This is a genomic window from Streptomyces sp. STR69 (assembly GCF_024519455.1).
GTDB lineage: Bacteria > Actinomycetota > Actinomycetes > Streptomycetales > Streptomycetaceae > Streptomyces.
Genome location: NZ_JALJRY010000004.1, coordinates 20,299 through 35,567 on the forward strand (window position 1 = coordinate 20,299; position 15,269 = coordinate 35,567).

The 15,269-nt window shown below is 70.0% G+C and carries 12 protein-coding genes; 7 read left to right on the top strand and 5 right to left on the bottom strand.

Annotation, left to right across the window (positions count from 1 at the left end; all coding sequences use genetic code 11):
• The first annotated feature begins 46 nt into the window (after positions 1 to 46).
• Entirely contained in the window at positions 47 to 907 is an 861-nt protein-coding gene (locus OC490_RS08515) for an SDR family NAD(P)-dependent oxidoreductase (protein WP_262057229.1), read from the top strand.
• A 64-nt stretch (positions 908 to 971) separates the two neighbouring features.
• Here OC490_RS08515 and OC490_RS08520 read toward each other — a convergent pair whose 3' ends face one another.
• From OC490_RS08520 to OC490_RS08530, 3 genes are all read right to left on the bottom strand, one after another.
• Positions 972 to 2,372 (bottom strand): cation:dicarboxylate symporter family transporter, encoded by a 1,401-nt coding sequence (locus tag OC490_RS08520; RefSeq protein WP_262057230.1) that lies wholly within the window; start codon positions 2,370 to 2,372, stop codon positions 972 to 974.
• Between the two features lie 176 nt (positions 2,373 to 2,548).
• The gene (locus tag OC490_RS08525) at positions 2,549 to 4,168 is read right to left on the bottom strand and encodes a peptide-N4-asparagine amidase (RefSeq protein WP_262057231.1); all 1,620 of its coding nucleotides are present in this window, start codon (positions 4,166 to 4,168) and stop codon (positions 2,549 to 2,551) included.
• A gap of 10 nt (positions 4,169 to 4,178) precedes the next feature.
• A complete protein-coding gene (locus OC490_RS08530) occupies positions 4,179 to 4,907 on the bottom strand; it encodes a L,D-transpeptidase family protein (RefSeq protein WP_410098601.1) in 729 nt (242 codons plus the stop codon).
• A gap of 222 nt (positions 4,908 to 5,129) precedes the next feature.
• Between OC490_RS08530 and OC490_RS08535 the strand changes: the two genes are divergently transcribed.
• From OC490_RS08535 to OC490_RS08550, 4 genes are all read left to right on the top strand, one after another.
• Positions 5,130 to 6,971 (top strand): ABC transporter ATP-binding protein, encoded by a 1,842-nt coding sequence (locus OC490_RS08535; protein WP_262057233.1) that lies wholly within the window; start codon positions 5,130 to 5,132, stop codon positions 6,969 to 6,971.
• Positions 6,968 to 8,749 carry an ABC transporter ATP-binding protein gene (locus OC490_RS08540; RefSeq protein ID WP_262057234.1) on the top strand — a complete coding sequence of 594 codons (1,782 nt, stop codon included), beginning with the start codon at positions 6,968 to 6,970 and terminating at the stop codon, positions 8,747 to 8,749. Before OC490_RS08535 ends, OC490_RS08540 begins: the two co-directional genes overlap by 4 nt.
• A gap of 375 nt (positions 8,750 to 9,124) precedes the next feature.
• Positions 9,125 to 9,601, top strand: coding sequence for a DUF5709 domain-containing protein (locus tag OC490_RS08545; protein ID WP_200708992.1), 477 nt, complete (start codon positions 9,125 to 9,127; stop codon positions 9,599 to 9,601).
• A gap of 51 nt (positions 9,602 to 9,652) precedes the next feature.
• Complete coding sequence (locus OC490_RS08550) at positions 9,653 to 9,922, top strand: type B 50S ribosomal protein L31 (RefSeq protein ID WP_262057235.1); 270 nt, start codon at positions 9,653 to 9,655, stop codon at positions 9,920 to 9,922.
• A gap of 44 nt (positions 9,923 to 9,966) precedes the next feature.
• Here the strand turns inward: OC490_RS08550 and OC490_RS08555 are convergent, their stop codons facing one another.
• Positions 9,967 to 10,758, bottom strand: coding sequence for a metal-dependent hydrolase (locus OC490_RS08555; RefSeq protein ID WP_262057236.1), 792 nt, complete (start codon positions 10,756 to 10,758; stop codon positions 9,967 to 9,969).
• A gap of 145 nt (positions 10,759 to 10,903) precedes the next feature.
• On the opposite strand from OC490_RS08555, the gene OC490_RS08560 reads away from it, so the two are divergent.
• Both OC490_RS08560 and OC490_RS08565 read left to right on the top strand, forming a co-directional pair.
• Positions 10,904 to 13,417, top strand: coding sequence for a DEAD/DEAH box helicase (locus OC490_RS08560; protein WP_262057237.1), 2,514 nt, complete (start codon positions 10,904 to 10,906; stop codon positions 13,415 to 13,417).
• A gap of 19 nt (positions 13,418 to 13,436) precedes the next feature.
• A complete protein-coding gene (locus OC490_RS08565; protein ID WP_262057238.1) occupies positions 13,437 to 14,300 on the top strand; it encodes an acyl-CoA thioesterase in 864 nt (287 codons plus the stop codon).
• 20 nt (positions 14,301 to 14,320) lie between these two features.
• On the opposite strand, the gene OC490_RS08570 is transcribed toward OC490_RS08565, so the two are convergent.
• Positions 14,321 to 15,247 carry a DUF6397 family protein gene (locus OC490_RS08570; RefSeq protein ID WP_262057239.1) on the bottom strand — a complete coding sequence of 309 codons (927 nt, stop codon included), beginning with the start codon at positions 15,245 to 15,247 and terminating at the stop codon, positions 14,321 to 14,323.
• Between the last annotated feature and the right edge of the window lie 22 nt (positions 15,248 to 15,269).

Genomic DNA, 15,269 nt, shown 5'->3' on the forward strand with positions numbered 1-15,269 from the left:
GCGCAACCCGGTTGCACTAATAACGAAACAGTGTTTTGCTAGACCCATGACACAGACATGGTTCATCACCGGTTCATCCCGTGGCTTCGGCCGCAACCTCACCGTCGCCGCCCTGGAGGCCGGCGACCGGGTCGTCGCCACGGCACGCAAGCCGGAGCAGTTGGACGACCTCGTGAAGGAGTACGGCGACCGCGTACTGCCCGTCGCGCTCGACGTCACCGACCGAGCGGCGGCAACGGCGGCTCTCCAGGCGGGAGTCGACCGCTTCGGCCGTATCGACGTGGTCGTGAACAACGCCGGATACGCCAACCTCTCCCCGGTCGAGACGACCCCCGAGGAGGACTTCCGCCGCCAGTTCGACACGAACTTCTGGGGGGTCTACAACGTCTCGACGGCAGCGCTCCCGATCCTCAAGGCACAGCGCGCGGGCACGGTCGTGCAGTTCTCGTCCGTCGGCGGCCGGGTCGGCGGCACGCCCGGACTCGGGTCGTACCAGGCGGCGAAGTTCGCGGTCGACGGCTTCACCCGCGTGCTCGCGGCCGAGACCGCGCCGTTCGGCATCAGGTACCTCGTCGTGGAACCGGGCGGCTTCGCGACGGACTGGTCCGGGTCGTCGATGCAGGTCCCGGAAGTGCCGCCGGAGTACGACGAGACCGTCGGCGCGCGGATCCGCCTCTTCGACAGTCCGGTGGTCACAGCGGGCGACCCGAGGCGCGCCGGGGAGATCCTGGTCCGGATCGTCAAGCAGCCGACCCTGCCCTCCCACCTCCTCCTGGGCGCCTTCGCCGTGGAGCTAGCGCAGAACTACTCGCGCGACCAAATCGCGCAGGCAGCCGCATGGGAACCGGTGAGCCGCTCGGCCGACTTCGACCAGCCCTACCCGGTCGACCTCGTCGACCACGCGTAGAAGGACGGGCCGCAACTCCCCACCGCACGGGCGGATCAGAAGCCGCGGCCCGTCACGACAGGGGTCAACCGGCCTCGGAGGCAGATTCCTTGACGAGCTGCGCGGGGACCTCCGCGTCCCCCTCCCCATCGATCTCCACGACATCGTTCGCCACGACATCGTCTTCTACGACCGTGATCTCGCCGTCCAGGACCTTCTTCGCCCGCTCGATGTCCAGCGCGCCCTCCCAGCGGGAGACCGCGAAGACGGCGACGCAGTTGCCGAGGAGGTTGGTGACGACCCGCATCGAGTCCATGATGCGGTCCACGCCCAGGAGCAGGGCGACCGCGCCGGCCGGGATCGCGCCCAGCGAGGAGGCCGTCGCGGACAGGGCGAGGAAGGCCGAACCGGGGATGCCGGCCATGCCCTTGCTGGTGAGCATGAGCACAAGGATCACGGTGATCTGCTGGCCGAGGCTGAGGTCGACACCGACGGCCTGGGCGATGAACAGCGTGCCGATGGACAGGTAGAGGGAGGCTCCGTCGAGGTTGAAGGAGTAGCCGGTGGGCAGCACCAGACCCACGGCGTCGTCACGGGCGCCGGCCTTGCGCAGCTTCTGCATCACGCGCGGCATGACGGACTCGGTGGAGGCGGTGCCGAGCGCGAGAAGCATCTCCTCACGGATGTAGCGGAGGAACTTCCAGAGGCTGAGCCCGGTGACCAGCCGTAGCGCGACGGCGAGCAGGGCGACGAAGAGCGCGGCGGCGACGTAGCAGAGGATGATCAGCTTGGCGTAGGTCTTGATCACGCCGAGCCCGTACTGGCCGACGAGCACGGCCATCGCGCCGAACACGGCGAGCGGGGCGAGGCGCATGACGAAGCCGACGATCGCGAAGATGATCTCCTGGGCCTGCTCGATCGCGGGCAGGACCTTCGGCACCTTGGTGTGGCCGAGGTGGAGCAGCGCGGCGCCCACCAGGCAGGCCAGGATGAGGACTTGGAGCAGGGAGTTCTCGGCGAAGGCGCCGACGAAGCTGGTGGGCAGCGCGTTGACGATGAACTCGGTCGTCGAGGGCAGCGCGGCACCGCCCGTCTTCGCGTCCACCGCCGAGGTGTTGAGGGTGGACGGGTCGACGTGCATCCCGGAGCCCGGCCGGACAACGTTGGCGAGGACGAGACCGATGATGAGCGCCGCGGTGCTGGCGACCTCGAACCAGATCAGCGCCTTGAGGCCGATCCGGCCGAAGGCCTTGAGGTCACCGGCCTTGGCGATGCCGACGACGACCACGCAGAACACGAGCGGCGAGATGATCGTCTTGATCAGCCGGGTGAATCCGTCGCCGAGGGGCTGGAAGTCCGTGGCCACGTCGGGCCACAGCTTTCCGACGAGGATTCCGAGGACAAGCGCGCAGGCGACCTGCGCGAAGAGAGAGGTACGCAATATGCGTGCGACGCGTCGCGGCAGGGACGGGACGGACGGCGGCACGGGCACTCCTTGGAGGGGGGACGGTCGTCCGCGGAAGTCGAGTGGGGTGACTTCTGCGATACGGAAAGCGGCTTCCGTGTGGATCACTTTGGAGCCGTTGTTGATCCCCCGGAAAACCTCCGTGTGACAGCCGTGTAAATCACGAACCCGAGGTGACGCGTCGCACGCACGACGGCTCAGCAGCCGCTGCGGTCCTCGGTCAGCACCCCCTGCGCGGTCGCCAGCGAACGGTCGTAGCAGCCGCCCGAGCCGTACAGCCGATAGCGCTCGCTCGACGTCCCCACCGCATGCCGCTGATCACGGGGCACATTGAGCGTGTACGTCGCGTCCCCGCTGTAGGTGTCGTCGAGCCGCGACCACCCGGTCCGCCGGCCGTCCCGCGTATCGACGACGGCCGCCCGGTCGCCCAGCGTGAGTACGGTACGCAGCCGGTCGTCCGTCCCGATCGTCGTCGCGCCGTTCATCGTGTACGTCCGATGCGTGGCGGTCGTCCGGGCCGGTCCCCGTCCGTCGACGGTCACCGACTCGTCGTCCGTCCAGGTCGCGTCGAGCCCGTCCATGTTCTCGCCGTCGATCCAGCGGTGCACGGAGGTGTTCGTGAGCTTCCGGTCGACAGCGGTCGCAACCCGCCCGTGCGAGGTGTCGACGTAACCGGCGACGGTCAGCCGATGGCCCGCGTCGGTGTCCACACGTTCCTCCGAACCGGGCGTGTAGGTCGAGGAGTTGGCGAGCTCACCGGCCCGGTCGAGGGTGAGCTTCCCGGTGACGTGGGCACGGTGCGCGTCCTGCCAGACGAGCACGTTCACCGGCGCGCTCCAACCGCTCTGCCCCTCGGGCACGCCCACGACGGAGACGTCGACGTGGTGCGGGCGGCCGTCGTTGAGCAGCCCGGCGAAGGGTGTGAGGTCGTATTCGATCGGCTTCACGTCGAAGGCGCGCGGGCCCGGAATGACGTACCAGAGGAAGGGGTCGGACCAGCCACCGGTCCACACGTTCGGGAACGGCGCGGCGATTCCCGCGAGTTGGCCGTCGACCTTGATCTGCACCTCGCGGTAGGGGCCCTTGTCGGCCTGGCAGGAGTAGGGCGCCGAGGCGGGCACCGCGAGATACCAGAACTCCTCGCAGCCGCCGCCGGATCCGGTGGCGTACACCTCGGCGACGATGCGTTCGCTGTTGCGCGGGGTGGTGACGGTCGAATCGGTGCCGAGGGTGAGGACGCGGTCGGGGGTCTGCGCCGCCGCCGGTCTCCCCTCGTAGAACGTCAGCGTGGCCTTGACGCCGATGACTCCGGTGTAGGTGTCGTCGACGACGTTGCCGATGAGCATCTCCACGTCCTGCGTGCTGCGGAAGGTGGCGCTGTAGCGCGTGACGTCCTTCTCGACGGACCACGCGATGCCGTCGGGCGAGGGCTCCGGTGTCGACGTGCGCAGGATCTCGACGCCGCCGACATGCAGGTAGCCGAGGCGGTCGTACTGGCGGCCCTTGACCGTGCCGTCGAGGCGTAGCACGACCTTGCTCCAGTGGTCGCCGCAGGCCTTGGGCGGCGTGTAGGTGCCCTCGTACGGGGTGAAGTCACGGAACTCTGTGTCGGCGAGGGTGACTTGGCAGGACTTCGTCGCGGGCCTGGCGATGGGCGGGGTCGCGGTGAGGGGGTCGTGCCAGTCGGTGCCGAACTCGGCGGGGACGTCGGCGACTTGGGCCTTCGCATCGGCCGCCTGAGCGGGGCCGACCCCGAGGAGGGTGCTCGCCAGGAGGGTCGCTCCGGCGAGCATGGACATGACTATCCGGTTTCTCATGGGCGGTGTTCTACCCCTTGAGGTCCACCCTGTCCCCCATGAGCACCACGGGATGCTGCTCAGGGTCGAGTGTGCGCAGCAGGTACTCCATCGCCTCCTTGGGCAGGCTGACGCAGGCCGACGTACCGCTGCCGTGGTCCAGATGCAGCCAGATCCCGCCGCCCTTGTCCTCGCCCTCGGGCTGCTCCGCGTCGTCGGGCGGGGTGCCCTTGACGCGGTTGTAGTCGATGGCGATGACGTAGTCGAAGTCGTGCCAGTGCGACTCGTCCCAGTCGCGCGGCGCCGCGTACGACTCGTCCTGCGTGTACGGCAGTGCCGTGCCCGGGTCGTCGAGCACACCGGCCGCGGCGGTCAGGGTGAACACGCCGACGGGGCTGCGTTCGTCCCCGAGGTGGTGGTCGAGGGTCCAGCCCTTCTTGCCGTTGTGCGCGGGCCAGCTGCGGGTCCGGTTCCAGGTGGAGCCCCGCTTCGTGAACAGGACGGCGGTGGAGTACGGGGAATCCTTGCCGGCTCCGTAGACCGCGAGGACCTGACGTGTCCCGGCGGGAATCTCGCGGTGGAGCCGGTCGCCGACTTCCGGGATGCGGGTCGGGGCGGGGGTGGCGACAGCCTTTCTCGGGTGGGTCGCCCGGGGCCCCGGTCTCCCCTCCCTGCCGCTGGTGTGTCGTGTGTCCGTGCTTCCGCACGCGGACAGGGTCGTCATCGTCAGGAGGGAAGCGAGAGCCGCCATCGCGACCATCGCACGTCGTGTGCCGCCACTCTGCATCGGCCCATGGTCACATCGCGTTCAGTGACATTGCGTGAGGTCACGGACATCTCACCACGGATGGGTGAACGCCGGTTCTGACCCGCGGCGGGGAAAACCGCTTGCTTCCGACCACGCTGCGAGGCGAACCTTTCACGGTTTGTTGCCGCACTCCGCGGTTCCTTCCGCCGCCCCGACCAGAGCCACTGGGACGTCATGCAGATTCAAGACCTTCCGTATCCCGACCCGGGTGTCCCGGACGCCCGCTCGGGGCCCCGATTCCTGTGGTGGCTCGGCCGGAACCAGCTCGGCGGACAGTTCAAGTCACTCGCCTGGGGACTGCTGCACTTCGTGTCCGTCTGCGCGCTGCCGTTCTGCGTGGGACTCGCCGTCCAGGCCGTGGTCGACCGCTCCGGCAGCCGGCTCGCCCTGACCGGTGGGCTGATGGCGCTGTGCGGAGCGGGCATCGCCGTGGGCGACACCTTCCTGCACCGGGCCGCCGTCACCAACTGGATCACGGCCGCAGCCCGCGTCCAGCAACTGCTCGGCCGCCAGGCCGCCCATCTCGGCTCGGCACTGACCCGGCGGGTCGCGGCCGGTGAGGTCGTGGCCGTGTCCACGGGCGACGTCGAGAAGATCGGCTGGTTCGTGGAGGCACTGTCCCGCTTCCTGGCCGCCGCGCTGACCGTCGTCGTCGTGTGCGTCGGCCTCTTCGTGTATCAACCGGCACTCGGTGTCGTCGTCGCCGTGGGCATGCCCGTGCTGGCGGTCTCCGTGCTGCCGCTGCTGCCCCGTGCCACCCGGCGTGCGGACGTGCAGCGCGAGAAGGCGGGACGCGCCACAGAGCTGGCCTCCGACACGGTCGCCGGGCTGCGGGTGCTGCGTGGCATCGGCGGTGAGGAACTCTTCCTCGACCGCTACCGCCGTGCCTCCCAGGAAGTGCGCCATGCGGCCGTGCGCAGCGCCCGGATGTGGTCGCTGATCTCCGCGATCCAGGTGCTGCTGCCGGGTCTGCTGCTGATCGTCGTCGTCTGGCACGGTGTGCACCTGGCCCGCGAGGGCCGGATCACGGTGGGTGAACTGGTCACCGTCTACAGCTCGGTGATGGTCCTGTCCTACCCGCTGCGGCACTTCGAGGAGATCGCCATGGCGTACTCCTTCTCCCGTCCCTCGGCCAAACGCGCCGCGCGCGTGCTGTCCCTGGAGCGGGTCACCGACACCGTGGGAACGCGCGCGGCCGAGGTGCCGGCCGGGGATCTGTACGACCCGGCCACCGGTCTGCTCGTGCCGTCCGGCCGGTTCACCGCCGTGGTGTGCGGCGACCCCGACGCGGCCGGACGGCTGGCGGAACGCCTCGGCGGACACCCCGCCGAGGCGGGCACCTCGGTGCTCCTGGACGGCGTGGCGCTCGACGAACTCCCCCTCGCCTCGGCACGCACCGCCGTCCTCGTCCAGGACAAGGACCCGGTACTGCTGTCCGGCTCGCTGCGCGAACTGCTCGATGTGCCCTCCTCGGGTGCGGTCGGCGCGGAGGAGGCCCTGGCCGCCGCGCAGTGCGGTGACGTGCTGGTGGCGCTGGCGCAGGGTTCGCTCGACACCGACGACCCCATGGACGCCCGCATCACCGAACGCGGACGCTCCCTGTCCGGCGGCCAGCGCCAGCGGCTCGCCCTGGCCCGGTCGCTGATCACCGATCCCGAGGTACTCGTCCTGGACGAGCCGACCTCCGCCGTCGACTCCCACACCGAGGCCCGGATCGCGGACGGCGTACGGAAGTTGCGGGCCGGCCGGACCACGGCGGTGTTCACCTCCTCGCCCCTGCTCCTGGACCACGCGGACCGGGTGGTCCTCGTGCACGAGGACGAGGTCGTGGCGGTCGGCACCCACCGCGAACTGCTCCGCAGCGAGCCGCGGTACCGGGCCGTGGTGACCCGCGAGACGGAGGACGAGACGGCGCTGAGGAACGCCGTCAACGACGAGGCCGCTCTGCGGAGCACCCTGGACGACCACGATGTCGCGCTGCGTGGCGCACTGGAAGAAATCGAGGAGACCGCATGATCGGCGTGGCGCCCCCGGCGTACGACCCGGCGGCCCCGACCACGGCCAACACCCTGCCGGTCGGCGCCCCCGCGACCGTACGCGCCTACGTGTCCGAACTGTTCCGTCGCCATCGCCGAGCCTTCCTTGTCCTCGTCACGGTGAACACGGTCGCGGTGGTCGCGTCGATGGTGGGCCCCTATCTCCTCGGCGACCTGGTCGAGCGGGTCTCGGACGGAGCGCGGGAACTTCATCTGGGCCTCACCATCGGGCTGTTCGGGATCGCGCTCGCCGTCCAGGCCTTCTTCATCCGGCAGGTACGGCTGCGCGGCGCGATGCTCGGCGAACGGATGCTGGCCGATCTGCGCGAGGACTTCCTCGTACGGTCGGTCGGACTGCCTCCAGGTGTCCTGGAACGGGCGGGCACCGGCGACCTCCTGTCTCGCATCACCACCGACATCGACCGGCTCGCCAACGCGATGCGCGAGGCCGTACCGCAGTTGGCGATCGGTGTCGTGTGGGCACTGCTGCTCCTCGGCGGCCTTGTCGTGACCGTGCCGGCGCTGGCGCCCGCCGTACTGATCGCGGTGCCGCTGCTGGTCGTCGGCTGCCGTTGGTACTACAAGCGCGCACCCGCCGGTTACCGCTCCGAGGCCGCCGGGTACGCCGCCGTGGCCGCGGCCCTCGCCGAGACCGTGGACGCGGGACGCACCGTCGAGGCGCACCGGCTCGGCGACCGGCGCATCGCCCTCTCGGAGCGCCGCGTCAAGGAGTGGACGGCCTGGGAGAACTACACGCTCTGGCTGCGGTCGGTGCTCTTCCCGGTCATCAACATCACTCATGTCACGGTGCTCTGCTCGGTCCTGATGCTCGGCGGGGTGTACGTCCTGCACGGCTGGATCGGCGTGGGCGAGCTGACGACGGGCGCCCTGCTCGCGCAGATGCTCGTCGACCCGGTGAACCTGATCCTGCGCTGGTACGACGAGCTCCAGGTCGCCCAGGTCTCGCTGGCCCGGCTGGTCGGCGTCCGTGACATCGAGCCCGATGCCGGGGACACCGCACTGTCCCCCGAGGGCCGGGACGTGCACGCGGACCGGGTGCACTTCGGCTACCGCGAGGGCGTCGACGTGCTGCGCAAGGTCTCCCTGGAGGTCGCGCCCGGCACCCGACTGGCCCTGGTCGGCCCTTCGGGCGCGGGCAAGTCCACCCTGGGCAGGCTCCTCGCCGGTATCTACGCGCCCCGGGACGGCCGGATCACCCTCGGCGGCGCCGAACTCTCCCGGATGACCGCAGAACACGTCCGCTCCCATGTGGCCCTCGTCAACCAGGAGCACCACGTCTTCGTGGGCTCCCTGCGCGACAACCTCCTGCTCGCCCGGACGGACGCGCCGGACGCGGAGCTGTGGGCGGCGCTGGGCGCGGTCGACGCGGACGGATGGGCGCGGGCGCTGGACGACGGCCTCGACACCGAGGTGGGTTCGGGCGGGCTGGCGCTCACCCCTGCCCAGGCCCAGCAGATCGCGCTGGCCCGGCTGGTGCTGGCCGATCCGCACACGCTGGTCCTGGACGAGGCGACCTCGCTCCTCGACCCGCGTGCGGCCCGCCATCTGGAACGGTCCCTGGCCCGTGTCCTCGACGGCCGCACGGTCGTCGCGATCGCCCACCGTCTGCACACCGCCCACGACGCGGACGTCATCGCCGTGGTCGAGAACGGCCGGATCAGCGAGTTGGGCAGCCACGACGAGTTGGTGGCGGCGGAGGGGGCGTACGCGGCGCTCTGGCGGTCGTGGCACGGGTAGCTCCGCCGGTGGAGCGGTGACTGCCCTGCGGACCGGTTGGGGCGCTGGTCGGGACGGGAGGTGACTTGGCTGCGGGCCGGTGGGGGCTGGTCGCGCCCACGCGGCGGAGCGGCACATGTCGCAGCCCCGCGCCCCCTTCGGGGCGCGATGCCGTTCCGGTGTTGAGAAGGCCGAGGGGACTGGTGGGAAGCCAGTCCACTCGGGCCGTGCCGTTGCGCGGTGGGGAAAAGGGGTGGAAGTCTGGGGGACGGCACCGGTTCGGGGAGTGCCCGGGAACCATGTGGTTCGTGCCGGGCTCCGCCTGTGCCCCGCACAGCGGCGGCCCGCCGCCGAGCGCGGTGAGTACGGGCCGGTCCCCACCACCTGGAGGTACCCGTGAACAGCGTCGACGGATGGGGAGACGACGTCTACCAGCCCGACGGATCCGAGGTTCAGGACGACGCGGGCCTGCTCGACGCGGAGGACACGCTCCTGGCCGACGGTGTCGAGGACCCGCTCGACCGCGGCTGGTCCCCACCGGACCGCCCCTGGGCGGTGGAACGCGCCGATGTCACGGCCGCCGAACGTCAGCACGGTGAGACGCTCGACCAGCGCCTCGCCGAGGAGGTCCCGGATCTCGTGGTGCCCGACGGCGACGGTCTCGGCGACTCCGAGGACACCGACGGCGAACTCCGGGACACCGAGGTCGGTGACCTTCGCTCCGGCCGACTCGTGGCACCCGACGAAGGGGCGCACGAGGACGAGGAGAGCGGTCTGATCGCCACCGACGTGGGCATCGACGGCGCGGCGGCCTCCGCCGAGGAGGCCGCGATGCACATCGTCGACGAGGACGAGGACTCGCTCTACGGCTGACCTCGCCGTCCCCTGGCCCTCACCCACACCCCCGCCGCAGGAGGAGCAGCCATGCAGCAGGACAAGCAGCCCGACTACCACCCCGTGGTCTTCCGCGACCGCTCCGCCGGATACGCCTTCCTGACCCGGTCCACCGCGACCAGCGACCGGACCATCGACTGGGACGACGGCGAGACCTACCCGGTCGTGGACGTGGAGATCTCCTCGGAGAGCCACCCCTTCTACACCGGCAAGGCCAGAACGGTGGACTCGGAGGGCCGTATCGCCCAGTTCGAGCGACGCTACGGCGGCGGCGCGGGCCAGGGCTCCGGCGGGGCGTGAGCCGCTGCCCGCGTCGACGCCGGAACCGGGGTCGGGACCGGACCTCAGATCACGTTGAGCGCCGCCGCACAGCCCACTCCCCCGAGCAGTATGAACACCGGCATCAGCACCTTGAGCTCGATCCAGCTGCCCGCACGGAACCGCATCACCTTCGGCGGCCCGATCGGGTACCAGCGCTTGCGGCCCAGCGGGATCGGCCACAGGATCGGGCAGCCGGAGACGGTCAGCGCGTCCCCGATGTCGTGCACCAGCGCGCCCAGCACGACCGGCAGGCCGAGCCAGAGGTACTGGTGCTGGTCCGTGAACAGCCAGTCCGAACCGTTGCCCGGCTTGTCCAGCACTCCGGCCAGGATCCACGCGCTGGTCGCCGCCAGCAGCCACACCAGGATGTCGCTGCTGGAACCGCGGGCCGCCCGCCACAGCAGTCCCTCGATGGCCAGCACCATGTGCACGAAGAGGATCGCCAGCACTCCCCAGCGACCGCCCAGGATCGCCACGCCCGCACTCCCCGCGCCGATCATGACCGCCCACAACCAGGTGTGGGTGAGCGTGCGGTGCCCGCCGTTGCGGCGCGGGTCGCCCTGCTTCCTGGTCCCCTTGTAGACGGCGTACGAGAGCTTGTCGACGACCTCGCACACGGTCCGGGAGACGGGTCCGAAGGCCCGCGAGATGGTCGCCGCCTTGTGGTCGAGGTCCGGGGCGAGCGCGGCGCCGGCGCAGATCAGGGCGCCGACCAGGATCACCGGCCAGGGCATCGGATGCCCGGCCGCGGCCGTCGCCGCTCCGACGCCGAGCCAGGCCGCCGCTCCCGACAGTGAGTGTGCTGGTCCCATCATGGCCGTTCCCCGCCCCATTCCTCTTACGCCGCCGGTCAGTTGCTCGGGCGCCCTGACACTCTGTCGGCGCCACAGCGTAGCGGTAGCGATCTTCATCTCCGCAGCCGATTCCCCCATCGACCGGGACGCCAGGCAAGATGGGGTCGTGACCCTCATCGACCAGTTGCCGCCGACCGCAGATCCCGACGCCCTCTACGAAGCCTTCGAGTCGTGGGCCAAGGAGCGCGGTCTCACGCTCTACCCCCATCAGGAGGAGGCGCTGATCGAGGTGGTCTCCGGTGCGAACGTGATCGTGTCGACGCCCACCGGCTCCGGCAAGAGCATGATCGCCGCCGGTGCGCACTTCGCCGCACTCGCCCGGGACGAGGTCACCTTCTACACCGCCCCGATCAAGGCACTGGTCTCGGAGAAGTTCTTCGAGCTGTGCAAGATGTTCGGCACCGAGAACGTCGGCATGCTGACCGGCGACGCGTCCGTCAACTCGGACGCGCCCATCATCTGCTGCACCGCGGAGGTCCTCGCGTCGATCGCGCTGCGCGACGGCAAGCACGCGGACGTCGGCCAGGTCGTCATGGACGAGTTCCACTTCTACGCGGAGGCGGACCGCGGCTGGGCCTGGCAGATCCCGATCCTGGAGCTGCCGCAGGCGCAGTTCATCCTGATGTCGGCCACGCTCGGCGACGTCGCGATGTTCGAGAAGGACCTCACTCGCCGCACCGGGCGCCCCACTTCGGTGGTCCGCTCGGCGGTCCGGCCGGTGCCGCTGTCCTACGAGTACAAGCTGACTCCGCTCACCGAGACGCTGACCGAGCTGCTGGAGACCCGGCAGGCGCCGGTCTACATCGTGCACTTCACGCAGGCGCAGGCCGTGGAGCGGGCGCAGGCGCTGATGAGCATCAACATGTCCTCGCGCGAGGAGAAGGACCAGATCGCCGAACTGATCGGCAACTTCCGCTTCACCACCAAGTTCGGGCGCAATCTCTCCCGTTACGTGCGGCACGGCATCGGTGTGCACCACGCCGGCATGCTGCCCAAGTACCGGCGCCTGGTGGAAAAGCTGGCGCAAGCGGGCCTGTTGAAGGTCATCTGCGGTACGGACACGCTCGGGGTGGGCGTCAACGTGCCCATCCGCACGGTGCTGTTCACGGCACTGGCCAAGTACGACGGGATCCGGGTACGTACGCTGCGCGCCCGTGAGTTCCACCAGATCGCGGGCCGCGCGGGCCGCGCCGGTTTCGACACTGCGGGGCTGGTGGTCGCTCAGGCACCCGAACACGTCGTCGAGAACGAGAAGGCGCTCACCAAGGCGGGCGACGACCCGAAGAAGCGCCGGAAGGTCGTCCGCAAGAAGGCGCCCGAGGGTTTCGTCGGGTGGACGGAAGGCACCTTCGAGAAGCTCATCACCTCCGAGCCGGAGCCGCTCACGTCCCGGTTCCGAGTCACGCACACGATGCTGCTGTCGGTCATCGCCCGTCCGGGCAACGCCTTCGAGGCGATGCGGCATCTCCTGGAGGACAACCACGAGCCGCGCAAGCAGCAGTTGCGGCACATCCGGCGCGCGATCGCGATCTACCGCTCGCTCCTGGACGGCGGCATCGTCGAGAAGCTCGACACCCCGGACGCCGAAGGCCGCATCGTGCGCCTCACAGTCGATCTGCAGCAGGACTTCGCGCTCAACCAGCCGCTGTCGACCTTCGCGCTCGCCGCGTTCGAACTGCTGGACCCCGAGTCGCCGTCGTACGCGCTGGACATGGTGTCCGTCGTCGAGTCCACGCTGGACGACCCTCGGCAGATCCTCGCCGCCCAGCAGAACAAGGCACGCGGCGAGGCCGTCGCGGCGATGAAGGCGGACGGCGTCGAGTACGAGGACCGCATGGAGCGCCTCCAGGACGTCAGCTACCCCAAGCCGCTGGAGGAGTTGCTCTTCCACGCGTACAACACGTACCGCAAGAGCCACCCGTGGGTCGGCGACCACCCGCTGTCGCCGAAGTCCGTGATCCGGGACATGTACGAACGGGCCATGTCCTTCACGGAGTTGACCTCGTACTACGAGCTGGCCCGCACCGAGGGCATCGTGCTGCGCTACCTCGCCGGCGCCTTCAAGGCCCTCGATCACACCGTCCCGGACGACCTCAAGTCCGAGGATCTGGAGGATCTGATCGCCTGGCTCGGTGAGATGGTGCGTCAGGTCGACTCCAGTCTGCTGGACGAGTGGGAGCAGCTGGCCAACCCGGCGGAGATGACCGCCGAGGAGGCCCAGGAGAAGGCCGACCAGGTCAAGCCGGTCACCGCGAACGCGCGCGCCTTCCGGGTGCTGGTGCGCAACGCGATGTTCCGTCGCGTGGAGCTCGCCGCCCTCGACCATGTCGGGGAGTTGGGCGAGTTGGACGCCGAAGCCGGCTGGGACGCGGACGCCTGGGGCGAGGCGATGGACAAGTACTGGGACGAGTACGAGGACCTCGGCACCGGTCCCGACGCCCGCGGGCCCAAGCTCCTGCTCATCGAGGAGGAGCCGCAACACAGCCTGTGGCGCGTTCGACAGATTTTCGCCGACCCGAACGGCGATCATGACTGGGGCATCAGCGCGGAGATCGATCTCGCGGCCTCCGACGCGGAGGGCCGTGCGGTCGTCCGCGTCACCGACGTCGGCCAGCTGTGAGCACAGGAGAATCCCACCCATGACGAACCCGGCAGAGCGGCTCGTCGACCTGCTCGACCTGGAGCAGATCGAGGTCAACATCTTCCGTGGCCGCAGCCCGCACGAGTCCCTGCAGCGGGTCTTCGGCGGCCAGGTGGCCGGCCAGGCGCTGGTCGCCGCGGGGCGCACCACGGAGGGCGACCGGCCCGTGCACTCGTTGCACGCGTACTTCCTGCGCCCGGGCCGGCCGGGCGTGCCGATCGTGTACCAGGTCGAGCGGGTGCGGGACGGACGGTCGTTCACCACCCGCCGGGTCACCGCCGTGCAGCAGGGCCGCACGATTTTCAATCTCACCGCCTCCTTCCACAAGCCTGAGCAAGGTCCTTTCGAGCACCAGCTGCCGACCCGCGAGGTCCCGGACCCGGAGTCCCTGCCGACGGTGTCGGAGGAGGTCCGGGCCCATCTGGGCGTGCTGCCCGAGCAGTTGGAGCGGATGGCACGCCGTCAGCCCTTCGACATCCGGTACGCGGACGGGCTGCGCTGGAGCGCCGAGGAGATCAAGGACACCGAGCCGCGCAGCGCCGTGTGGATGCGCGCGGTGGGACCGCTCGGCGACGATCCGCTGGTGCACACCTGCGCGTTGACGTACGCCAGTGACATGACGCTCCTGGACGCCGTCCGGATCCCCGTCGAACCCCTGTGGGGGCCGCGGAACTTCGACATGGCGTCGCTGGACCACGCCATGTGGTTCCACCGGCCGTTCCGCGCGGACGAGTGGTTCCTGTACGACCAGGAGTCCCCGATCGCGACGGGCGGACGCGGTCTGGCCCGCGGGCGCATCTACGACCTGGAGGGACGCCTGCTCGTCTCGGTCGTCCAGGAAGGGCTGTTCAGGGCGCTGTGACCGGTGGGTGTGCGCCGCGGTCACGCGTTTCTGCGGCGCAGCCAGCTCAACATGACGCGCGATCGCTCGGGTTCCGGCGCCGGCTCGGGCGGGTGCTCACTCGGGGACGGCGGTGGTCCGGCCGAGTACTCGCTCGGGGACAACCCTGATCCGGCCGCTTGGGAAGCGGGTCGCGGTGCCGGGCGATGGCGGCGTGCCTCGTCCAGCACCTGGGCCAGGTCCGCCCGCAGCCAGCTGATCTCGTCCGGGTCGTCCGCCGTCATGATCCGCTCGGCGAGGTGAGCGGAGGGCGAGCCCGGAGCGCCGTGGGTGGGCGGGTCCGGCCTGAACCGGTTCAGGTGGGCGCGCTCGTAGGGGTCCCGAACGATTTCGGCCACCTGGACGGGGGCGAGCAAGGCGGACAGGGCGCCCGCGCGTTCCCACGGGCCGTCCGCCTCGCGCAGCAGGAATCCCAGATGACGTCCGCGCCAGTTGCGGGGCCGTCGGTCCAGCCCCTCTCGGAGTTGGTCGCGCAGGCCTTCGGGTGTACGGCCGTTCAGTAGTGAGGTGTGGTTCCTGTCGGTGGCGAACTGCCGTAGTTCTTCGGCGAGATAGAGCCAGACCACTGCTCGGTAGCGGTTCAGATAGAACCTCACCGGCACCACCAGTCCCAGCCGGGCTAGGCGGGTGAACCTGGCGGAGGTGATCTCCATGAGGGCCGCGCCGTCCGTGGTGCCCACGGTCCTGACGCTCTCCACGAGCGATTCCGGGAACCCCTCGGCCGAGCGCAGTCGGTCGATCTCGGTGCGGGCGACGCGCCGGCCGCCGCCCCCTTCGTCGGGCACGGTGCGGATGCGTCCGAGATGGACGGCGAGGTCGAACTCGCCTCGTTTGAGGCCGAGTTCCCGTGCCGCGCGACTCGGCGTGCACGAGAGTTCCGGCGGTGTGGTGATGGTGTTGCCTGCCATGGTCGATCTCCCCCGTGGAGTC